This window comes from Bacillus sp. 0909A (assembly GCF_036765115.1).
Taxonomy (GTDB): domain Bacteria; phylum Bacillota; class Bacilli; order Bacillales; family Bacillaceae; genus Bacillus; species Bacillus mojavensis.
This window is the reverse complement of the sequence record NZ_JBAIZU010000001.1, coordinates 847,330-870,087: the sequence shown is the minus strand read 5'-3', so window position 1 is coordinate 870,087 and position 22,758 is coordinate 847,330. Positions and strand designations below refer to the sequence as shown.

At 41.9% G+C, this 22,758-nt stretch carries 18 protein-coding genes, 1 other RNA gene and 1 pseudogene; 7 read left to right on the top strand and 13 right to left on the bottom strand.

Annotated features, from left to right (window positions below):
- The first annotated feature begins 97 nt into the window (after positions 1-97).
- From V6D42_RS04765 to V6D42_RS04755, 3 genes and pseudogenes are all read left to right on the top strand, one after another.
- Entirely contained in the window at positions 98-1,210 is a 1,113-nt protein-coding gene (locus V6D42_RS04765) for a sensor histidine kinase (RefSeq protein ID WP_333512509.1), read from the top strand.
- 18 nt (positions 1,211-1,228) lie between these two features.
- On the top strand, positions 1,229-1,828 hold the full coding sequence (gene desR, locus V6D42_RS04760) for a two-component system response regulator DesR (RefSeq protein WP_333512508.1): 600 nt from the start codon (positions 1,229-1,231) through the stop codon (positions 1,826-1,828).
- Between the two features lie 60 nt (positions 1,829-1,888).
- Positions 1,889-2,120 (top strand): annotated as a pseudogene (locus V6D42_RS04755) (hypothetical protein); the annotation flags it as partial.
- A 723-nt stretch (positions 2,121-2,843) separates the two neighbouring features.
- On the opposite strand, the gene V6D42_RS04750 reads toward V6D42_RS04755, so the two are convergent.
- From V6D42_RS04750 to V6D42_RS04710, 9 genes are all read right to left on the bottom strand, one after another.
- Complete coding sequence (locus tag V6D42_RS04750) at positions 2,844-3,017, bottom strand: hypothetical protein (RefSeq protein ID WP_229147249.1); 174 nt, start codon at positions 3,015-3,017, stop codon at positions 2,844-2,846.
- Complete coding sequence (locus V6D42_RS04745; protein ID WP_333512507.1) at positions 3,014-3,166, bottom strand: hypothetical protein; 153 nt, start codon at positions 3,164-3,166, stop codon at positions 3,014-3,016. Before V6D42_RS04745 ends, V6D42_RS04750 begins: the two co-directional genes overlap by 4 nt.
- A 349-nt stretch (positions 3,167-3,515) precedes the next feature.
- Positions 3,516-4,379 (bottom strand): LysM peptidoglycan-binding and 3D domain-containing protein, encoded by an 864-nt coding sequence (locus tag V6D42_RS04740; protein ID WP_229147245.1) that lies wholly within the window; start codon positions 4,377-4,379, stop codon positions 3,516-3,518.
- A gap of 236 nt (positions 4,380-4,615) precedes the next feature.
- Complete coding sequence (gene recQ / locus V6D42_RS04735; RefSeq protein ID WP_333512506.1) at positions 4,616-6,403, bottom strand: DNA helicase RecQ; 1,788 nt, start codon at positions 6,401-6,403, stop codon at positions 4,616-4,618.
- Positions 6,404-6,546: 143 nt separating this feature from the next.
- Positions 6,547-6,733: non-coding RNA, 6S RNA (gene ssrS / locus V6D42_RS04730), on the bottom strand.
- 231 nt (positions 6,734-6,964) lie between these two features.
- Entirely contained in the window at positions 6,965-7,591 is a 627-nt protein-coding gene (azoJ, locus tag V6D42_RS04725; protein ID WP_326130043.1) for an FMN-dependent NADH-azoreductase AzoJ, read from the bottom strand.
- Between the two features lie 150 nt (positions 7,592-7,741).
- Positions 7,742-8,233 carry a TraR/DksA family transcriptional regulator gene (locus tag V6D42_RS04720; RefSeq protein ID WP_333512505.1) on the bottom strand — a complete coding sequence of 164 codons (492 nt, stop codon included), beginning with the start codon at positions 8,231-8,233 and terminating at the stop codon, positions 7,742-7,744.
- 123 nt (positions 8,234-8,356) lie between these two features.
- Complete coding sequence (locus V6D42_RS04715) at positions 8,357-8,701, bottom strand: PH domain-containing protein (RefSeq protein WP_229147240.1); 345 nt, start codon at positions 8,699-8,701, stop codon at positions 8,357-8,359.
- Positions 8,702-9,116: 415 nt separating this feature from the next.
- A complete protein-coding gene (locus tag V6D42_RS04710) occupies positions 9,117-9,320 on the bottom strand; it encodes a DUF6501 family protein (RefSeq protein ID WP_010334577.1) in 204 nt (67 codons plus the stop codon).
- Between the two features lie 228 nt (positions 9,321-9,548).
- Between V6D42_RS04710 and dhaS the strand changes: the two genes are divergently transcribed.
- From dhaS to V6D42_RS04695, 3 genes are all read left to right on the top strand, one after another.
- Entirely contained in the window at positions 9,549-11,036 is a 1,488-nt protein-coding gene (gene dhaS, locus V6D42_RS04705) for an aldehyde dehydrogenase DhaS (RefSeq protein ID WP_333512504.1), read from the top strand.
- Positions 11,037-11,135: 99 nt separating this feature from the next.
- Complete coding sequence (locus V6D42_RS04700; protein WP_333512503.1) at positions 11,136-13,034, top strand: terpene cyclase/mutase family protein; 1,899 nt, start codon at positions 11,136-11,138, stop codon at positions 13,032-13,034.
- On the top strand, positions 13,024-13,869 hold the full coding sequence (locus tag V6D42_RS04695) for a superoxide dismutase (RefSeq protein WP_333512502.1): 846 nt from the start codon (positions 13,024-13,026) through the stop codon (positions 13,867-13,869). The genes V6D42_RS04700 and V6D42_RS04695 overlap by 11 nt, the downstream gene beginning before the upstream one ends.
- Before the next feature lie 31 nt (positions 13,870-13,900).
- On the opposite strand, the gene V6D42_RS04690 is transcribed toward V6D42_RS04695, so the two are convergent.
- Positions 13,901-15,238: a sodium-dependent transporter gene (locus tag V6D42_RS04690; RefSeq protein WP_333512501.1), complete on the bottom strand. Its 1,338-nt coding sequence runs from the start codon at positions 15,236-15,238 to the stop codon at positions 13,901-13,903.
- A 240-nt stretch (positions 15,239-15,478) separates the two neighbouring features.
- Between V6D42_RS04690 and V6D42_RS04685 the strand changes: the two genes are divergently transcribed.
- Positions 15,479-16,444 carry a bile acid:sodium symporter family protein gene (locus tag V6D42_RS04685; RefSeq protein ID WP_333512500.1) on the top strand — a complete coding sequence of 322 codons (966 nt, stop codon included), beginning with the start codon at positions 15,479-15,481 and terminating at the stop codon, positions 16,442-16,444.
- Between the two features lie 56 nt (positions 16,445-16,500).
- Here V6D42_RS04685 and odhB read toward each other — a convergent pair whose 3' ends face one another.
- From odhB to V6D42_RS04670, 3 genes are all read right to left on the bottom strand, one after another.
- Positions 16,501-17,757: a 2-oxoglutarate dehydrogenase complex dihydrolipoyllysine-residue succinyltransferase gene (odhB, locus tag V6D42_RS04680; protein WP_010334582.1), complete on the bottom strand. Its 1,257-nt coding sequence runs from the start codon at positions 17,755-17,757 to the stop codon at positions 16,501-16,503.
- Between the two features lie 15 nt (positions 17,758-17,772).
- On the bottom strand, positions 17,773-20,607 hold the full coding sequence (sucA, locus tag V6D42_RS04675) for a 2-oxoglutarate dehydrogenase E1 component (RefSeq protein ID WP_333512499.1): 2,835 nt from the start codon (positions 20,605-20,607) through the stop codon (positions 17,773-17,775).
- Between the two features lie 228 nt (positions 20,608-20,835).
- Positions 20,836-22,752, bottom strand: coding sequence for a vWA domain-containing protein (locus tag V6D42_RS04670; RefSeq protein WP_333512498.1), 1,917 nt, complete (start codon positions 22,750-22,752; stop codon positions 20,836-20,838).
- Between the last annotated feature and the right edge of the window lie 6 nt (positions 22,753-22,758).

Genomic DNA, 22,758 nt, shown 5'->3' with positions numbered 1-22,758 from the left:
AACAAGAAGACTTCCTTTTTATTGTTCGGTGATGCATTCTGGCTTTTACAATGGTAAAGTTACATTTAAGATGAAAAGCTGAAAATGAGGTTATATCATGATCAAAAAGCATTTTACATTTCAAAAACTAAGCGGGATCACGCCATATATATGGACGATATTTTTCATCCTGCCCTTCTACTTTATATTTAAATCATCTTCTACATTTGTTATTATCGTCGGAATTATTTTGACGCTTTTATTTTTTTCGGTTTATCGATTTGCTTTTGTCTCAAAAGGCTGGGCCATTTATTTGTGGGCGTTTCTGTTAATCGGCATTTCAACCGCCTCCATTACGCTGTTCAGTTATATTTATTTTGCTTTTTTTATCGCGTATTTTATCGGAAACATAAAAGAACGCGTCCCTTTCCACATTTTATATTACGTACATTTAATAAGCGCAGCTGTCGCAGCGAATTTCAGTCTTGTGTTAAAAAAGGAATTCTTTCTGACACAAATTCCTTTTGTCGTCATCACCCTCATCAGTGCGATTTTATTGCCGTTCAGTATCAAAAGCCGCAAGGAGCGCGAACAGCTGGAAGAAAAACTCGAATTTGCAAATGAACGGATTGCCGATTTGGTAAAATTAGAAGAAAGGCAGCGGATTGCCCGCGATCTCCACGATACGCTTGGTCAAAAGCTTTCACTTATCGGTTTAAAAAGCGACTTGGCGAGAAAATTAATATACAAAGATCCCGAACAAGCAGCGCGTGAGCTGAAAAGCGTTCAGCAAACAGCGAGGACTTCTTTAAATGAAGTAAGAAAAATTGTATCCTCTATGAAAGGCATCCGGCTCAAGGATGAAATCATAAACATCAAACAAATTCTCGAAGCTGCTGACATTACATTTATCTACGAAGATGAGAAAATGCCCGAAAATATCTCATTGCTTAATGAAAACATTTTGAGCATGTGCTTAAAGGAAGCTGTCACAAATGTTGTCAAACACAGTCAGGCTAAAACATGCCGGATTGAAATCCAGGAGCTCTGGAAGGAAGTTGTTATTACAGTGTCAGACGATGGAACATTTCAAGGAGGAGACACGTGCTTTTCAAAAGGACATGGCTTACTTGGTATGAGAGAGCGTCTTGAATTTGCAAACGGGAGCCTTCACATCAACACCAAAAACGGAACCAAGCTTACCATGAAAATTCCTAATAACTCAAAATAAACAAAAAGGATGGCTTACATGATTAGTATATTTATTGCAGAAGATCAGCAGATGCTGCTGGGTGCTTTAGGATCACTATTAAACTTAGAAGACGATATGAAAGTCGTCGGCAAAGGAACAACCGGACAGGATGCTGTCGAGTTTGCAAAAAAACACCAGCCCGATGTATGCATTATGGACATTGAAATGCCCGGAAAGACAGGACTTGAAGCAGCTGAGGAATTAAAGAATACAGGCTGCAAAATTATTATCTTAACCACTTTTGCCCGCCCCGGCTACTTTCAGAGAGCCATTAAAGCCGGCGTTAAAGGCTATTTGTTAAAGGACAGTCCGAGCGAAGAGCTCGCGAGCGCCATCCGAAGCGTCATGAATGGAAAGCGTATCTACGCACCTGAGCTGATGGAGGATATGTATAGCGAGGCCAACCCTCTCACAGATAGAGAAAAAGAAGTGCTCGAACTTGTGGCTGACGGAAAAAACACAAAAGAAATCGCCCAAGAACTCAGCATTAAAAGCGGGACTGTGCGAAATTATATCTCCATGATTCTAGAAAAGCTTGAAGTGAAAAACCGAATAGAAGCCATTACGCGTTCAAAGGAAAAAGGCTGGTTTAAGTAAAAGAGGATCTTGACATATGTCCAAGATCCTCTTTTGTTAATCTGCCGCGCCCCACGCTGCACCGATTTCTATGAGTATAATCAGTATACTTATTGGAGAGACGGGTTAAAAAACTTGCCTTCCACCTGGAATGACAGAATTTCCTCCTTAAGTACGGCTTCGCCTTCTTCAAGCTATTCAACGACGCTCTGGGAGCACACTTCAACAATTTAGACATTCTGATTGGTATCGCAAAACTGCCAATAGGGCTCCAGATTGGGACAACAAAGCTTCGGCAATCCAAATCAAATAATCTAGGTAGAAGTTTCAAAATCACTATTCTCTAAAGAAGCATGAGAATCGTGATTTTTTGTATTGTCCTCACAGTTGCTGCCAGTCTGCTGTGCTTAATGCTGAATTTTCACTTACACAAGAGTCAGGTCGGTTTCAGAATCTATTTTCTTATTAAATTCTGCCTTTTCATGAGAGCCGTCAATCTATCTGTTTAAGTTGGTCCATGTGGCACCCGCCTTGTGCAGCAATAAATTTTCTCTTCCCAGCACGTTCTAATGTATTATAGGGGAAGATTCATTTTAAATTTTGTAAGCCATATGAACACACCTCATTGGTGCCAGCTATTTCTTCAACTTTAGACTCCGTAAGTCTGTCTCCACGTCTTCAGAAGACATAAAACCATATCTCTCGGCACGATAGGTGTAAAACTCCAACAGCGAACCAGTACAACATTTGCGTATCCTCGCATCAACATCACCAAACATTATTCCGTAACCTGCATCAGACATTAAACCTAATGACACGGAAGCTGAACTGATCACGAAAAACGACAACCACGATTTCCTATATGAACAGTTAGTATGTTAGGAATACAGGCAAGATATTTCATTGTTTTGGGAGAACAGCGCAGACAAAGCCCTCTTCCATTTCCTCGTCCACCAATCACAAAATAAGCCGTTATCCCAAGTCTAGGAAACGGCTCATGTCCATGGCTATACGTATTTAGATGTAATTATCTGATTTAAGGGATCTTTCCTTTAGCAGCCTTCTCATTTAAAAACAGTTTTTTCACTTTAAACCGCAATGAACGTGCTGATGCCAAAAACAAGATCCCCTGAATACAGCACTTCGGCAGGAATGATACAGTGTAACCTATGATCAAAAGCTCAGAAACGATCTGTTGTTCTTTAATCAAATCGCTGCTCCAAAAAAATCAGGTATCGTCATGATTCTTGATGTTAAGTAACCTGGCCAAAAGACAAATGCCAGAGAAATTAACGCCAGCGGCGCACAAGCTTCCGAAGACATTCTGTCATAGAGGTCGCGTAGCTTAGCTTTGTCCATTTAACCCCACCATCTGCTCGGTTGATACATTCGTTAATAAAAGCGAGCTTCCCAATAATAAAGCAGTAAGGCTTCTCCCCCTAAGGAATAACGGTTAGAGGAAGCAAGCTGAGCCCCTTATCCTTCGCCATAAAAATATGCAGGTATTCATGATAAGAAACGATACAATCTTCAAAGCAAAAGCCAGCAGCTCCTTCTGCAAAGATAAAGATGATAGGGGCCGTTTACCTTCTATTTATCATTGCAGAAGGAGCACAATTTTTTTATCGGCATATTATGTTTTACGTCTCTAAAAACAAAAAAAGGACACGAGCTTAGAGCTACATGTCCTTTATCTTCATCTATTCTATTAATTTAACACTTTTACACTTACTGTTCTGACGCCCCAATTATGTGCATCACTTTTGTTTGGTACAAATACGTCAATTTTATTTCCTTTTATTGCGCCGCCAGTGTCTGCTGCTGTTGCTTCTCCATAACCTTCAACATAGACTTTAGAACCTAGCGGAATCACGTTTGGATCAACCGCAATAACTTTAGCATTCGGGTTCTTGTTTAAGTCAATGCCTGTTGCTGTAACGCCGGAAATGCCGCCGTCGTTAGCAGAGTAAGCAGTAGCAGTAACTGTTAGTTCTTTTGTCGCTTCTTGTTGATTTGTATTAGATTCAACAGCCTTTTCTTCTGTTTTAACAGAAGTTTCTGCTGCAGCCTTTGTTTCTTGTTTAGGTTGCTGTTGAACAGCTTCTTGTTTAGGTTGCTCTTTTTGCACAGCCTCTTGTTTTGTTTCAGTTTGAGGTGCGCTTGTTTGCGCATTCTCAGTCACTGTGTTTGCTGCTGTTGCCTGACCTTTTACTGAAAGTGTAGATCCAGCATAGATCATGTCAGAGCTTAAGTTATTCCAACCTTTCAGGTTGTTAACTGTCGTACCGAATTTTTGAGCAATCTTAGAAAGCGTATCTCCCGCTTTAATTGTATATTGCCCAGATGTGGTTGTTTCTTCTGAAGAAATGGTCAGTTTTTCTCCCGTAATGATTGTATCAGAAGTTAACTTGTTCCATTCTTTTAGGTCCTTCAGGTTCACTCCGTTTTTCTGAGAGATCCCCCAGAGCGTATCACCCTTTTGCACCGTGATTTCTTTTGCAGAAGCGTGAGCTCCGAATGCAGTTGTTGAAAGTGCTGCAACTGCTACAAAGGACATAATCGTCTTCTTCATAAGTAAATCCTCCCTTGTTAGCTTTTTATTGGCGGCTAACAGGTGATATCGTAACACATGTAAATGTCAAATCAATAACAAAAAGATATGATTTAGATTACAGTTCCTTTACATGAAGGATTTCTCTCTGTTGGAAAGTCTTACTGAACCCTTGATATAATAGGCTTTTCAAGTCTTTTAAGTTTGAGTCAAAAAAAAGAAAAGAAAATGTGTTTTTCAAAGAAAAAAAGGTTGATTTATGCTTTTTTTGGGTCTGTCACCTTTACATAAGCTTGTATTTCTTCTAAAAAAAGCCGGCCATATTTTGCTCTTTTTTGTTCTCCGACTCCTTTTATAGACAAAAGTTCTTCATCATTTACAGGCTGTTTTCCTGACATATCTTTCAGCGTCTGATCAGAAAAAACGACAAAAGGCGGAACACCCTGCTCTGCTGCAATTTGCTTGCGTAAGGTGCGAAGCCGTTCGAACAGCTCGTCATTTTCCGTAATGGCTTCTGCTTTTAATGCTTCTTTTCTCGTTACTGCTAATTCGCTTCTCAGCACATTTCTTCCTTTGCCGCTAACAAATAGAGTCGGAAATGTTCCATCTGACATCCTAATAAAGTCGTCAGCAATCAGAAATTCAATAAAGTCGCTGATTTCACTAACTGATTGGTGCTTTAATATTCCGTATGTTGAAAGGCTACTAAAACCGTTTTCGAGCACTTTTTTATTTTTTGATCCAGCGAGCACCTGGGCAACCATCGTCTTCCCAAAACGTTCATTCATACGAATGATACACGATAAGACCATCTGCGCTTCTCTCGTCACGTCATGGGCTGTTCTTGTATCTGTACAGTTTCCGCACTGTCCGCAGGCGTCAGGTTCCTTTTCTCCGAAATACATCAGAATAAATCGCTGCAGACAATCTTCTGTATGGCAGTAGTCAACCATTTGTCGAAGTTTTTTCAAGTCCTGCTTTTGCTTCTCTTCATTTTCCGATTGCTCGATTAAAAAACGCTGCACCATAATATCTTGCGGAGAAAATAAAAGCACACATTCACTGTCGAGGCCATCCCGTCCAGCTCGTCCCGCCTCCTGATAGTAGCTTTCCATATCTTTCGGTATCTGTGCATGAAGAACAAACCTGATATTTGATTTATCGATGCCCATCCCGAAAGCAGATGTGGCAACCATGACCTGCAGCTCATCGTTCAGAAACCTTTCCTGCTGTTCTTTTCTGACTTCGTCCTGTAAGCCCCCGTGATACCGCCCTGCGCTAATTTGATTTCGTTTTAACCGCTCATAAATCCGATCTGCTTCTTTTCTTGTCGCGGTATAGACGATTCCTGCTTCATGTTTGTTCCTTTTTACATACTCATCAATAAAACGATCTTTGTTTTCCCCTTTTGCGACTTTCAAAGTCAGGTTGTCACGGGAGAAACCGGTATACACCGTGTTTTCTTTTTGAATATGCAGCTGACGGCATATATCATCATGTACCTCAGGTGTTGCGGTTGCCGTTAATGCCATGATGACAGGTTTGTCATTTAACTCGTGAAACAGAATTTCTATGTTTCTGTAGCTTGGCCTGAAATCGTGGCCCCATTGAGAAATACAGTGCGCTTCATCTATTGCTACTAAAGGAACGTCGATGCTTTGCAAAATACGTATAAATTCTGTTGAGGTTAACCGCTCTGGTGTAATGTAAAAAAGCTTATAGGCCCCTTCTTTCAGGCCGTTCAGCCTTTCATATATTTCTTGATTGGTTTGCGAACTGTTGATGTAAGCGGCTTTGATTCCCGCTTCTTCAAGAGCATCAACCTGATCCTTCATTAATGATATTAACGGCGAAATGACAATCGTTGTTCCTTCAAACATCAGTGCCGGAATTTGATAGCAAATTGATTTTCCCCCGCCCGTCGGCATGATGCAGACCGTGTTTTGTCTCGCTTCTGTCACCGAACGGATGGCTTCCTCCTGCCCTCTGCGCAGCTTTTCATAACCGAAATAATGCGCCAACAGAGATTGGGCTTTATGTAACATAACGTCTAACCCTCGCTTTTCCTTCAATTTCTCCCATCATATCACAAAAAATAGACCTGCATTTCTTCCCGAATGGAAATTGAATTTTCGATATAAAAATCCTTTTTTAGATAAAATAAAAAGCCATTTCCATAAAGGAAATGGCCTTCGCTACATCTTGCCGTATGCAAGTAAGAAAGTTTTAAACCACCACTCCTCAAAGTGGGTGTTTGCAGAAACGTTCCTGTCGTCCTCTGCAATGGAGGCATGACATTCCGGCTTCGATATAAAACTCCCTATTACAGCTTAAAGGTTAAAACTTAATTAACAATACGTACAAAGTAGCTTCTTTTATATAGTACACCATTGGACATATTTTATCAAGGGGGCAAATCAATTTTTCAGAAAAACTTTTTTTCATTCATAAAACTGTTTTTTCGCTAATATATCTAATGATTCGACAAACAAAAAAATATATTACAATAAAAAAACATCATTTTTTAGCGGCAAGAAGTGATCACTTTCTTCTATATAATATGTACGCAAAAAAACTCCTATCTCACGGATAGGAGTCTTCATTCATTAAAACTTAGCAGCAAGCTCTTTCGCTTCTTGCAAGCCTTTTTCAACAATTTCTTGTGCTTTATCAGGCGCTGCATTATGTCCCTCGATGACAACTGTGTGCAAGTCTTGAACACCCCAGAAACCAAGAACTGTTTTCATGAAGTTTAAGGACATTTCTAGTGAAGCCATTGGTCCTTCTGAATAAACGCCGCCGCGCGCGTTAAGAAGTGCAACTTTTTTGCCGCCCATTAAACCAACTGGTCCTTCTTGTGTGTATTTGAATGTAACGCCTGCGCGAGACAGGTAATCCACATAAGTATGAAGCACTGCTGGCACTGTGAAGTTCCAAAGCGGGAATGCGAACACCACTTTATCAGCTTTTACAAATTGGTTCAGATATTTGTCAGCTGTTGCAGCTTGTTTTTTTTCTTCCTCAGTCATTTCCATACCTTGGCCTGCTTTAAATGTTCCGTTAATCATATCTCTTCCAAGGTAAGGAAGGTTTTCTTTATGAAGATCTAATTCAATCACTTCATCATTAGGGTTGTTTTCTTTATATGCAGCTAAAAATGCTTCGTATAGTTTAACTGAAACACCTTCTTCAGCTGTACGGTCACTTGATTTTACAAATAAAACTGTAGACATTTGTATTCCTCCCGGTAAACTTTTTATATTAACTTACAAATAGTATGTTACTTTCTTTTTTACGCAAAGTCAATCACTTTATTTCGAATATGAGATTTTTTTATAAAAAAAAGCAAGTACACCTTATATCGGTATACTTGCTTGCCATTTTCAATTTGAATCCTGCTCGCGGTCTAAAATCTCATACGTTTGAGAACTTTTTTGATCAATTGTTTCTTTATTAGATAGATCTTTAACTTGTTGGTGAAACTCCCTTTCAAATGACGGAGCATCCGTTTCCAAATCGTCCTCTATATCAGCTTGGGCTTCCACTGTCATTCTTGCGTACGGAACAGCTTCCAATCTTTCGTATGGGATTTCTTGACCTGTTTTTTCACAAATTCCGTACGTTCCGTCTTTTATTTTTTGTAAAGCGTGATTAACTTCCTCCAAAAGCTCCCGGTCTATTTCTTTTACCGTTTGGTCTGTCATGCGGTCTGTTACAAGCGTTCCGTGGTCAGCCATATGGTTATCAACCCCATTAGACAGCTCTCCTACTTCTTCAGTCATTGATTGTGTTTTCTTTTTTTCACCAGACAATTCTTTTTGCATATTAAGCAATTTATGGTAGAGATGCTGAGTTTGTTCTTTAGTCAGTGCCATGTGTATCCTCTCCTTTTTTTCTCTGTTCCCAGTTTTGAATACTAACAAACCAAAAAAGGCGTTTTTACGGCACAAAAAAAAGCCAAACCATTCTTTAGAGACGGCTGGCCTCAGTTAGTTTATTCAGTTGCATAAATACTTCGTCAGTACCGCTTGCACTTCGCTTAAATCGGTATCTTTCGCAAATTCTAATTCAAAGGTTTTGCTTCTTGTCATTAATAAAAGTCCGGTGTCGGGATCAAACATTCCCGCTTCTTGGATGGCAAAGCTTTCAATCGTTTTATATGGAAGAAATACACGAACCTTCTTTTTAGAAAACACCTTATTATCAAAGAAAATAATACGTTTATTTGTAAAGCAAATTTGGTCAACCCGGAGCTTATAAATCGATTCTATTCTTTCCCCTTCAACGAGCAAAGCTTCAAGCTTCTTTGCGTCAGTTGATCTGCTAACAGAAAAAATACCCAATGAAGAACCCCTCTTTCTGCATTTATCTATTTTTCTTATGACGAGATTACATTAAATAAAATAAGTCCTTTATCCCTATATAAGAATACGACATAGAAGACATTTAAACCATTACGAACAGATTACATTTTTCACATTTTTGATTTGTTTCTTGTTTTTTGTATTGCTGTCATCATGTAGTACGCAACAATAGAGAAAAAAGTTTCATTTTCCGCAAATATTTTTTGAAAAATGAGTTTTTTAACGTTTCTGTTGTGCATCTGTTTTATTTTTCCTTTTTAACTCAAAGAAGAACCGCAGCTTAGCTGCGGTTCTTTGCAAACGATCTGTATCTTCAATTGTGCCATCTATAATTAGAGTCTGAAATTGATGTGACCTCTTCTGTTTCTTATTCCAGCAGAAATTCAATCGGTGATTATACCTCTTCAAAATATTCTTTATAGTATCCGCCAATTTTATTTGTATTATCGACGACAAACAGAAATTCCTCTGTCTCATTCTTCACTTCATATTCTTTCCCTGGTGTTAATACACGATTTACAATGTATTTTTTTGCGTTTGTTTGAACACATTTTACTTTTTTAACGGTTTCTTTTTCAAGCCAATTTTTATGTATCATGATGAAATCTCCTTTACTTGTCTATAAGCCTATTGTAGCTTTTTTCTTTTGTAAATTGCAATATCGGTTATTCATTGATTTTGCCATGTTTTCTAGTATAGAATGTTTGTATACGCTTACTTCCATAGTAACGATCACAGCTAATTCCCGCTCTTCAATGAAGCAATATCCATTCTATCACCAAGAATCTCAGAACAGACCATAAAAATGACTGGAGGTTTGTTACGAATGAGTTCTTTAACGATGCAAGTGAGTAAAAGGCTGGAGACATTTTTACAGGGAACGAAAAAGCTTTATATTGATGGGAAGTTTGTTCCGAGTGCCTCAGGGGCAACCTTTGACACGCCCAACCCGGCGACAGGCGAAACCTTAATGTCGCTGTATGAAGCCCGGGCAGAAGATGTGGACAAAGCCGTTAAAGCTGCCCGCAAAGCCTTCGATCAAGGCGAGTGGAGAACAATGTCTCCAGCATCGAGAAGCAGACTGATGTATAAGCTGGCAGATTTAATGGAAGAGCATAAAACTGAGCTTGCTCAGCTTGAAACCCTTGATAACGGAAAGCCAATAAACGAAACAACAAATGGAGATATCCCGCTGGCTATTGAGCATATGCGCTATTACGCCGGCTGGTGCACAAAAATAACAGGGCAGACAATCCCTGTTTCCGGCTCCTATTTTAATTATACACGCCATGAGCCTGTCGGCGTCGTCGGCCAAATCATCCCATGGAATTTCCCGCTCCTTATGGCGATGTGGAAAATGGGTGCGGCTCTTGCAACCGGCTGTACAATTGTGCTTAAGCCTGCTGAGCAAACCCCGCTCTCAGCTCTTTATTTGGCTGAGTTAATTGATAAAGCCGGTTTCCCTGACGGGGTCATCAATATCATTCCGGGATTCGGTGAGGATGCTGGAGAAGCACTTACCAACCATGAAGCGGTTGACAAAATTGCCTTTACCGGATCAACAGAAATCGGAAAGAAAATCATGGCCACGGCGGCAAAAAGCATTAAGCGTGTCACCCTGGAACTGGGCGGAAAATCACCTAATATCCTGCTACCGGATGCCAATCTGAAAAAAGCCATTCCAGGCGCTTTAAACGGTGTCATGTTTAACCAAGGCCAAGTCTGCTGTGCGGGCTCACGCGTCTTTATTCATAAAGACCAGTATGATGAAGTTGTCAATGAGATGGTGTCTTATGCTGAATCACTCCGCCAAGGAGCCGGACTTCATAAAGATACCCAAATCGGCCCGCTCGTGAGCAAGGAGCAGCATGAACGCGTTCTTTCTTATATTCAAAAAGGGAAAGAGGAAGGAGCAAAAGCTGTCACTGGCGGAAGCTGCCCTTATGAAGAAGGATACTTTGTCGCGCCGACTGTGTTTGCGAATGTTGAAGACGGTATGACAATCGCCAAAGAAGAAATCTTTGGACCAGTCCTGACGGCGATTCCGTATGAAACAGTGGATGAAGTCATTGAACGAGCCAACCATTCTGAATACGGACTTGCTGCCGGCCTATGGACTGAGAATGTAAAACAAGCCCATTATATTGCAGATCGCCTACAAGCCGGGACTGTCTGGGTAAACTGCTATAATGTGTTTGACGCAGCTTCGCCGTTTGGCGGTTATAAACAATCCGGACTCGGAAGAGAAATGGGCTCATATGCTCTAGATAACTACACAGAAGTCAAGAGTGTATGGATTAATCTTGAAGACTAAAAAACTTTTAAAAAAACTGCTGCCAGCCAGCAGTTTTTTTCTTTCAGTAATGGCAACAAAAGCTGATGAATATATATCTTTCTGAAGGAGTTGAGCGTGATGAGCACACTTCAGGAGAAGGTGAGGCGCTATCAGCAAAACACGATTTCAGAGCTGAAAGATAGGCAAAATGGTGACGGTTCTTGGACATTTTGCTTTGAAGGGCCAACCATGACGAATTCTTTTTTTATTCTGCTCCTCACCTCACTTGATGAAGGTGAAAATGAAAAAGAACTCATTTCGGCGCTCGCAGCCGGCATTCGCGAAAGTCAGCAGCCAGACGGAACGTTTAACAATTTCCCTGACGAAACAGGCGGCAATATAACAGCTGCCGTCCAAGGTTATGTCGGAATGCTGGCTTCAGGATGCTACCATCGAACTGATCCGCACATGAAAAAAGCTGAACAATTCATTACATCACATGGCGGCTTGAGGAATATTCATTTCATGACAAAATGGATGCTTGCAGCAAACGGCCTTTACCCTTGGCCCGCTTTATATGTACCATTGTCGCTTTTAGCAATTCCCCCAACATTCCCGGTTCATTTCTATCAGTTCAGCACGTATGCCCGTATTCACTTTGCGCCGATGGCTGTCACACTCAATCAGCGATTCACACTAAAAAACCGCAATATTCAATCTCTCCGCCACCTCGACCCGCACATGACAAAAAACCCTTTGACTTGGCTCCGTTCTGATGCTTTCGAGGAGAGAGACCTCTCTTCTGTTCTGACTCATTGGAAGCGGCTTTTTCGTGCCCCCTTTGCTCTTCAGGAGCTTGGCTTACACACAGCTAAAACATATATGCTTGACCGAATTGAAGAAGACGGCACACTGTACAGTTATGCAAGCGCCACAATATTTATGGTATACAGCCTTCTGTCACTTGGTGTGTCACGCCATTCACCGGTCATCCGAAGGGCAATTAATGGCATCAAAGCATTGGTGACTGAATGCGGCGGCATTCCTTATTTAGAAAATTCCACTTCTACTGTTTGGGATACTGCATTAATCACTTATGCGCTTCAGCAAAACGGCGCTGCCGAAACAGACGGTACAATTACAAAAGCCGTTTCTTTTTTACAAAAGCGGCAGCATACCAAGATAGCAGATTGGTCTGTCAACAATCCCAACGTATCTCCAGGCGGCTGGGGGTTTTCAAATATCAACACGAATAACCCTGATTGTGACGACACTGCAGCCGTCTTAAAAGCAATTCCCCGCAGCTTCTCTCCTTTTTCTTGGGAGCGAGGCGTGGCGTGGCTTTTATCGATGCAGAACAATGATGGAGGGTTTTCCGCCTTTGAAAAAAATGTGAACCACCCTCTTATCCGCCACCTCCCGCTTGAATCCGCCGAGGATGCGGCTGTTGATCCCTCAACCGCCGACCTTACCGGGCGTGTGCTGCACTTTTTAGGTGAAAAAGCCGGTTTTTCAGTAAAACATCACCACATTCAGCGTGCTGTGAATTGGCTTTTTGAAAACCAGGAATATAATGGATCTTGGTACGGACGATGGGGTGTTTGCTACATTTATGGCACATGGGCTGCCTTAACCGGCATGCACGCCTGCGGAGTTGTTCGAACCCACCCTTCGATACAAAAGGCAATCCGGTGGCTCAAAACCATACAAAATGATGACGGCAGCTGGGGTGAATCCTGCAAAAGCGCGGAGATCAAAACCTATGTGCCGCTTAAAGAAGGAACCATTATACAAACTGCCTGGGCTTTAGATGCTTTATTGCTATATGAAAAACCCAGTCATCCAGCAATTGTGAAAGGAATGAACTACCTCATGGACAGCAGTTCTCATGACGGTAGGAGCTTGACTTATCCAGTGGGAATCGGGCTGCCAAAGCAGTTTTATATTCGTTACCACAGTTATCCATATGTGTTCCCTTTGCTGGCTGTCGGCAAATATTTGAATTCTATTGAAAAGGAGACAGCAAATGAAACGTGAATCTTATCAAACCGAGATGTTCAATTGGTGTGAAGCCTTGAAAGATCAGATTCAAAAACGAGGACAGCTTGATCAATTTGAGAATCAAATCGAAAGGATGATTGAAGCGCTGGAGGATGACCAGACGACAGAAGAACAGTGGTATCAACAGGCCGCCACACTCTATCGTGATATTACACAATCAGAAGAAACAGGTGAAAGACGTACCTTCGTTCCTATAGGAAAACATGTTCTCCCAAAGCTTCCGTACAAGTACTCTGCTTTAGAACCTTATATTTCACGTGATATTATGGTGCTTCATCATACAAAGCACCACCAAAGCTATGTTGACGGACTGAATAAGGCAGAATTGGCGCTTAAGAATGCCAGAGCTACAAAGAACTATGACTTGATCACTCATTGGGAAAGAGAGCTGGCATTTCATGGAGCTGGCCATTATTTGCACAGTATTTTTTGGTTTTCTATGCATCCAAACGGAAAAAGACGTCCTACTGGAGCATTGTTTCAAATGATCGATCTTTCATTTGGAAGCTATTCGGCCTTTAAGGAGCATTTTACACAAGCTGCAAAAAAAGTGGAGGGTGTCGGGTGGGCCATTCTTGTCTGGTCCCCTCGTTCCGGGCGGCTGGAGATTTTAGCCGCAGAGAAGCACCAGCTCTTCAGCCAGTGGGATGTAATCCCTCTTTTACCGCTTGATGTATGGGAACATGCTTACTATTTGCAATATAAAAATGACCGCGGAAGCTATGTTGATCATTGGTGGAATGTAGTCGATTGGCGTGAAGCCGAAAAACGTTTTGAACAGGCAAAAGAAGTCGTATGGAAACTCTATTAAAAAAGCCCCCTTTTCCAGGGGGCTTCATTTTTTAAAAAATACCTAATACATGTAAAAATACGATAATGATTGCAACAGGTGAAAGATAACGTATCAGCAGAAGCCAAACCGCAAACCACTTTCGCTTGAGGTTTGAGCCGCTTTTCAGCTCGTTAAACAAGTCTTCTTTCGGTATTTTTAACGGTACAAAGATAGAAATCAATAACGCTCCTAACGGCATTAAAATATTGCTGACCAGAAAATCAGCTGCGTCAAAAATGTTCATGTGAAAAATGGTGATATCACTTAAAATACCGTATGATAATGCAGACGGTACGCCGACCAGAAAGATAGCCATCCCGCCGATCCAGGCAAATCGTTTTCTTTTACTCACATCGCCTTTAGAAAGCACAGCGACCAAAATTTCAAGCATTGAAAAGGCGGATGTCAGTGCCGCAAATAAAAATAGAATTAAAAATGCTAATAAAAAGACAATTCCAAACGGCATTTGATTAAATACAGTCGGCAGCACATTAAATAACAGGACAGGTCCTTGATCCGGTTTGAGGCCGAATGAAAAAACAGCTGGAAAGATTGCGATTCCCGCCATAATGGCGACAAGAACATTCAAAACCGTAACAGATACAGCAGACTGCACCAGATTTTCTTGTTTTTCTAGATAGGCACTATACGTTACCATCACAGATACACCGACACTTAATAAGAAGAAGGACTGGCCCATCGCATATAATATTGTATTGGCGTCAATAGCGGAGAGATCAGGTGTCAGGAAAAACGTAAGGCCTTCCATCGCTCCATGAAGTGTAACTGAACGCACCATTAAAATAATAAATAATATAAATAGCGCTGGCATTAAAATTTGGCTTGCTTTTTCAATTCCGCTACTTACACCCTTTGCGACAACCAAAATTGTGACCAGCATAAACAGCAGCTGGCCTCCTACAGCCAAATATGGATTTGAAATGGTATTCGCAAACAGCGTATCAAACCCTGAAGTATGCGATAAACCCCCGGTAAAGCCTTTAAAAATGTAATTTAAAATCCATCCGCCGACAACGCTGTAGAATGATAACAGAATAAAGCACGTCGCCATGCCCAAATAGCCTATCCAATGCCATTTAGACCCAGGAGCAAGAGATTTATAGGATTGGACGGCATCTTGCTGTGTTTTTCTGCCTATGATGAATTCACCGAGCAATAATGGCAGTCCGATTAATATTGTAAATAAAATGAAAATAAATAAAAACGCGCCTCCTCCGCTGGTGCCTGCGACATATGGGAATTTCCATATCGCACCGAGACCGATAGCCGATCCAGCCGCTGCTAAAATAAAGCCCAGCTTCGAAGACCATTGATTAGCTTCCTTCACCCTATCACTCCTATTTTTCAAAACAGTTTAAAGGTTCATTGTAAGAATATCTACCTATATAGTCAAGAATATTTTGATTAGTTTACATAATATATTTATCATCTACTTATATGGATATATCAGAACACAGTCAATTTATTAATATTGAATTATTCAGAAAATTAATTATAATAGGGGGATACCAAAAAATCTGTAAGGATTTCTGCTGAAGTTCTTGATCAGTGTATGAGGAGTGTTTGTATGGAAAACATCAGAAAGATTAGTCATTTCGCGGGACAAACCTTCGGCATCTGGGTTATTGTTTTTGCTGTACTCGGATTTTCGTTTCCATTATTATTTTCTTGGATCAGTTCTTATATTACGATTTTTCTTGGCATTATCATGTTTGGAATGGGGCTAACACTGCAAACCGATGATTTTAAAGAGCTGATCAGAAAACCTTTGTACGTCATTATCGGAGTGATTGCCCAATATACAATTATGCCGCTTGTTGCTTTCGGATTAGCCTATGGCTTGCATCTCCCCTCGGAGATCGCGGTAGGCGTTATTCTCGTTGGCTGCTGCCCGGGTGGAACTGCCTCTAATGTCATGACATTTTTAGCAAAAGGCAATACGGCCCTGTCTGTTGCTGTCACTGCAATTTCCACCTTGTTGGCACCTGTTTTGACGCCGGTATTGATTATGCTGTTTGCCAAGGAATGGCTGCCTGTCTCGCCTGGCTCATTATTGATTTCGATTTTGCAGGCTGTATTGTTTCCAATCATTGCAGGCCTAATCGTCAAAATGTTTTTCAAAAAACAGGTCGCAAAAGCCGTTCATGTCCTGCCGCTTGTTTCAGTCATCGGTATTGTTGCGATTGTGTCAGCTGTTGTAAGCGGCAATCGGGAAAACCTGCTTCAATCAGGATGGCTTATTTTTTCAGTAGTTATCCTGCATAATGGCATTGGATATTTACTCGGGTTTCTTTGTGCAAAGCTGTTAAAAATGGATTATGCATCTCAAAAAGCGGTTGCAATTGAAGTCGGCATGCAAAACTCAGGGCTTGGCGCAGCACTTGCTACGGCACATTTTTCACCGCTATCCGCTGTTCCTAGCGCAATTTTCAGTGTATGGCACAACCTTTCAGGCTCTCTGCTCGCTACATATTGGTCTAAAAAAGGTAAGAATCAAAAAGAAGATTCAAACAGCACAGAACTGACTCTTTAACATTCTATTATATATAAAAAGGTACATCACGTTTAGCCGTGATGTACCTTTTTGTTTTATCCCTCTAACAAAAGCTGTTCAGGATCTTCTAGTAAGTTCTTAATAGTGACAAGGAATCCAACTGCTTCTTTACCATCTACGATTCGGTGATCATAAGATAAAGCAATATACATCATCGGACGGTTTTCAAAACGTTCTTCATCAATCGCGACAGGGCGCAGTTGAATCTTATGCATACCCAGAATACCAACTTGAGGGCTGTTTAAAATCGGTGTCGACATGAGTGAACCGAAAGTCCCTCCGTTTGTAATTGTAAATGAGCCTCCTTGCAGCTCACCAAGGGTTAATTTATTGTTTCTCGCTTTTTTCGCAAGCTCGCCGATTTCTTTTTCAATGCCTGCAAATGTCAGACGGTCTGCATCCCGTACAACTGGAACGACAAGTCCTTCTTCAGCTGCGACAGCGATTCCGATATCATAGAATTTTTTAACAATCAGCTCATCGCCTTGAATTTCTGCATTCAAGAGCGGATATTTTTTCAATGCCGCTACAACAGCTTTTGTAAAGAAAGACATAAAGCCCAACTTCACTTCATTTTGCTCAAAGAATTGGTCTTTGCGACGTTTTCTGAGATTCATAACAGCCGTCATGTCAACTTCATTAAATGTAGTCAGCATCGCAGATGTTTGCTGAACTTCGACTAGACGTTTTGCAATCGTCTGTCTGCGGCGTGACATTTTTTGCACTTCAACAGGTTTGTCAAAGCTTTGCTGTGTTTTTTGAGCCTGCGGCTGTTGTTTTTGCTGCTGAGGAGCTGGTTTCGCCGCTGGTTTTTCATACGCCTCAACATCCTGTTTGCGCACTCTTCCAAGCGGGTCGCCAGTTGGAACCTGAGACAGGTCAATCCCTTTCTCTCTCGCCAGCTTACGGGCAGAAGGAGATGCGATTGTTCTTGATTTTGCTTCCGTTTGCGCTTCCTGGCTCACTTCTTGCGCCGCTGGTTCAGCTTGCTTTTCTTCTTTTTCACTTTCTTTGCTTTCAGCCTTCTCTGAAGGAGCAGGGGCAGAACTTTCACCCGCGCCTTCTGTAATGGTACCGATAATTTCTCCAACTTGGACGGTATCACCCGAATCTTTCAATACCTCTTGAAGAACACCCGATTCTTCTGCTGTCAATTCAACATTTACTTTATCCGTTTCAAGTTCAAGCAGATATTCACCCTGTTCTACATAATCACCGGGCTGCTTTAACCATTGGGCTATTGTTCCTTCTGAGATTGATTCTGCTAATTCAGGTACCTTAATTTCCGCCATTTTTTCATTTCCCCCTTAGTTTTTGCGAGTCAAGCTATCAGATACAATACGTTCCTGTTCTTTTTTATGAACTGTCGGATCTCCCTCTGCAGGACTGGATCGTCTTCTTCGTCCAATATATTGAACGCTTACTCCTTCTGGTGCAAGTTCTGTCAAATAAGGGCTGATGTAGCTCCAAGCCCCCATGTTCTGCGGCTCTTCCTGAACCCAAACGATTTCTTTAAGATTCGGAAGCTTTGCAAATAATTCTTTGACTCCTTTTGCAGGGAATGGATACAGCTGTTCAATTCTCGCAATGTGAAGCCACTCTTTCCCGTCTTCTAACTTGTTGAAATGATCACTGATGTCTATAGATACTTTACCGCTGGATAATACGAGCCGCGTCACTTTTTCATATTCATGAGAAAGTCCTGACTGTTCGTAAACAGGCTGGAAGCGGCTTTCGCTGAGCTCCTGCACTTCAGAAACGGTATTCGGATTGCGCAGAAGGCTCTTCGGCGTCATGATGACAAGCGGACGAATTTCCTCACGCAGCAGCATTTTAGCCTGTCTTCTTAATATATGAAAATATTGAGCGGCGCTTGTCAGGTTGGCAACCGTCCAGTTGTTCTCAGCAGCTAGCTGCAGGAACCGCTCGATTCTACCGCTTGAATGCTCAGGGCCCTGTCCCTCGTAACCGTGCGGGAGCAGCATCACTAATCCGGATTTTTGGCCCCATTTTGCGCGTCCGGCAGAAATAAATTGGTCAAAGTACACTTGAGCAGCATTGGCGAAATCTCCATACTGCGCTTCCCACAGGACAAGTGTTTCCGGTGAATGCACGTTATAGCCGTATTCAAAGCCGAGAACCGATCCTTCAGACAGCGGGCTGTTATGAACGGCAAATGATGTGTCGCAATCTGACAAATGGTGTAACGGCACAAATTCTTTGCCTGTCTCACTGTCGTGAAGTACAAGGTTTCTTTGGGCAAACGTTCCGCGCTCAGAATCCTGTCCTGTTAATCGAATCGGTGTTCCGTCTTTCAGAATGGAAGCAAACGCGAGAGATTCAGCCAATGACCATTCCACTTTTCTGTCATCATCAAACGCCTTGGCCCGTCTTTCTAATATGCGTTTTAGCTTACCGAATACATTAAACGACTCCGGCCAATTGACCAATTCGCCATTCAGCTTGCGGAGCACATCAAAATCAATAGATGTGTCTACATCCGGAAAACCGTTTGAAACAGGCTCCGGAAGTTCTATTTCACAAGCGATAGGTTCCTTTTTAGCCGGCACTTTTTGATAAGCGTCTTCTATGCGTTTCGTTACCGACTTTTCAATGTTTTGAACAACTTCCTCGGTCAGCACCCCATCTTTAATGAGCTTTTCCGCGAAAATATGTTTGACAGTCGGATGCTTTCTTACAGCGTCATACAGCATCGGCTGAGTAGTTGACGGCTCATCCATTTCGTTGTGTCCGTAACGTCTGTACCCGATTAAGTCAATCAGAAAGTCCTTGTTGAACGTTTTTCGGTATTCTACCGCAAACTTAACAGCTGAAAGACAGGCTTCAGGATCGTCCGCATTTACGTGAACAATCGGTATTTCATAGCCCTTCGCCAGGTCACTGGCATAGTTTGTTGATCTTGATTCAGCGCTTTCTGTTGTGAATCCGATCATGTTATTGGCGATAATATGAATCGCACCGCCTACTTGATACCCTTTTAAAGAGCTTAAATTCAATGTTTCAGCGACAATTCCTTCCCCAGGGAATGCAGCGTCTCCATGAATTAAAATCGCAAGTGATTTTGTTTCATCCTGAACCGGGTATCCGCTTTGTGTTCTTGTTTCCTGCGCCGCTCTTGTGCTGCCTTCAACGATCGGATTGATAAATTCCAAGTGGCTCGGGTTATTCGCCAGCGTAATACGCGCCGACTTCGTTTCAGCGTCTTGAAGCTCGCGGTTCGCTCCCAGGTGATACTTGACATCCCCCGTCCATCCGTAGCTGATGCCGATTGATCCTTCAGACGGGACTAGATCTTTGTTCGGCGCGTGCTGGAACTCTGAGAATATGATTTCATACGGTTTGCCCAGCACATGTGCCAGCACATTCAGGCGGCCCCTGTGCGCCATACCGATGTTAACGCTCGTTGTACCTGATTTGACAGATTGTGCGATAATGTCATCAAGCACTGGAACAAGAGCGTCCAGACCCTCAATTGAAAAACGCTTCTGCCCGACGAAGGTCCGGTGTAAAAATTGCTCAAATCCCTCTACTTCCGTCAGTCTCTCAAGCACAGCTGACAGCTTGTCGGCTGAGTTCTTTTGGAACAATTCACCGGATTCAATCTTTTGAGTCAGCCACTCTCGCTCTTTAAAGTCGTGTACATGATCAAATTCAAATGAGATGGTTCTTTTATACGTATTTCGTAAATACTGAATGGCTTCTAAACCGTTCGTAATGTTTTTAGGAGCGTCTTTACAAATGACCGACGCAGGTATTTCTTTTATTTCCTCTTCTGTTAGCCCGTAATCGGATAGTGGAAAGAGCTCGCTCTTTTTCCCATCCTTTCTGAGCGGATTGACGGAAGCGTTCAAATGGCCATAGGTTCGTATATCTTCTGCAAGTCTGATTGCTGATGCGATCTTTTGTATCAGATCGGCTGTAACACGTCCCTTTTCTTTTGTTCCCGATGCCTCTTTTATATCGCTTGGAGGAGCTCCTAGTTCATCAAACATGTCCTTCAGATCCGGATCAATGCTGTTCGGATCCTGGGTGTACTGATCGTAAAGCTCCAGCGCATAGCCGAGGTTCGGACCGTAAAAATCTTCCCAATTCATTCGTTGTTTCATATTATTTTGAAACATTTGAATATTACCCCCAACCTAGATAATCAAGTGATTCATTCACTATCTTAAAATAACTTTCGAACGCTGTGTCCAAAATTATGTAATAAAAACGCTTCCAACGATATTTTACCACTGTTTGCAATTTGATTCTACCTTGATTGTTCACAAAATAGTAAAAAACCTTTATAAAAAACAAAAAATTTAATCATTTACAAAAAGAAACGCCAAAAAGCATAGAATATAGGGTTATCCTATGCTTTTATGGAGCAGTTTTTTAAGAAGCGGATACAGTACATCCGGAAGCTGATCGACATCCGGGACAAATATACTGAACTTCCCGTACATATCCTGTATCGTTTTCATTTGTGATTCTTCAATTTCTGAGTTGGAGAGAAAAACATTTATGACTTCTATTCCCCTTTTTCGAGCTTCTATAACCGCTTCACTTGTATCGACAATCCCATTTTGCTCATAACCAAATGCGGCCGGCTCTCCGTCAGAGAACACGATTAAGAATTTTTGCGCCTCGCTCCGCTGCAGCATTTTTTTCGTCATTTGCCTGATCGCATAGCCGTCACGGTTGTCCTCCTCAGGTTCAAGCTGCATAATCGCCGGTCCCGCCGCCTGTCTTAAGGATGATTGAAATGGTATTACCGTATTAAAATAGTTCGGCTGACTCGTTTCGGTCGCATCGTTTGTATCCTCCCAGAAACCGACAATTTGATGCGGAACTGCTACTGATTTCAAGGCTTCGTGAAACAATACGATACCCCGCTTCGTTTCATCCATTTTGTCGAACATACTGGCTGAACAGTCGACCAGTAATGTAAAAACAGCGTCAATTTCTGAAGAAGGCTCTTGTTTTTTGTAAAAAAGACGCGGATTCCGCTCCGTAAAATACCGGAGAAGCTTATTGTTTAGACGGCCCGCGTGGAGGTCAGTCCTTGGCAGCGTTTTTTTGTGTTCAAGCGTTTTTTGAATCATCTGTTTCAAACGCTTCTGATACGATTCGATCGATTTTGCCTGCTGTTTATAAGAAAGCTCTTCATCTTTTGTTGCAGACTGCGGTTCTTTATAAATCGCAAACGCGAATTTATTTTCCTTTCCGTCGGCAAGACCCGCGCCGTTCGGCTGGTCTTTTTTGGACTCTAGCGCTTCCAGTTTGGAATAGTCTTTTCGTTTTGTCTGTCTGGCTGAACCTTGAACGGAGCCGAGAGCTTGGTCTCCATCGTCCCCTTCACGAGAAGCATCTTTTCCTAAATCGGATTTTGCGCCGTGTTCAATATCAAATTGAAGGAAGCTTTTAGACGGCGCTTCTGTTTCTCGGTGCCAAGTCGGCATTTCTTCATCGTGAATATCTTCATCGCCGTCTGATTTTTTCGGAAGCGTTACGTCATCACTCAGCTTCGGCGCTTTTTTCTCTTCTTCAAATAACGGCTGCTCTGCAGCTTTAGCGTAATCTAACTCAGGCAAAAAGAAGTAGGTATTCAGCATGTCTTTATCAAGAACTTCTTCAAGTCCGTCCATGATGTCTTCGACAATTTTCAGAACGTGGCGTGTAGAGTCAGCTTCATACACACGCAAGAGCTGCTGTTCAATAAACGGACGCATCAGATCAATATCATCACGCATAGACGGGATGGTTTCCAGAGGCGATTCCGCCGTCAGCTTGGTATACATGGCGCAAAAGAGTGCATCCGTAAAAATGCTTCGTTCTAAATTTAAAGTCAGCTGTGTGGAGAAATGTTTTCTGTACATGTCTTTTCGTTTTGCAAATACATGTTTTGTGCCGGGACGCTCGTATTTGATACATTCTTCAATTCGGATGTCCTCAAGCAGCATAAACAGCTGTTTGGCAAAGCTTTTGAATGTAAGATGCCGATGGATACTATCCAAAAAGTTCGTAAACTCTTGCAGCGAGCTGTATTTTGTTCCGACCGATCGAAGGTAGACATCGCTTTTGAGACCTGCTTCCATATCTTCAGCTGATCTGTCCTTCCAAAAGTGGCTCATGTAGATTTTTTTTTCAAATGGGTTGTAGTAGGACTGAACGCCATACTCCACTTCCACCGCCTCACTTTTGGTGAGCGTTTTGGCCAAATCGGTCAGCATCATAAATAAAAACGAGTCAATTGTGCTGTCATTAAATTTGATAAATTTCATCGCACA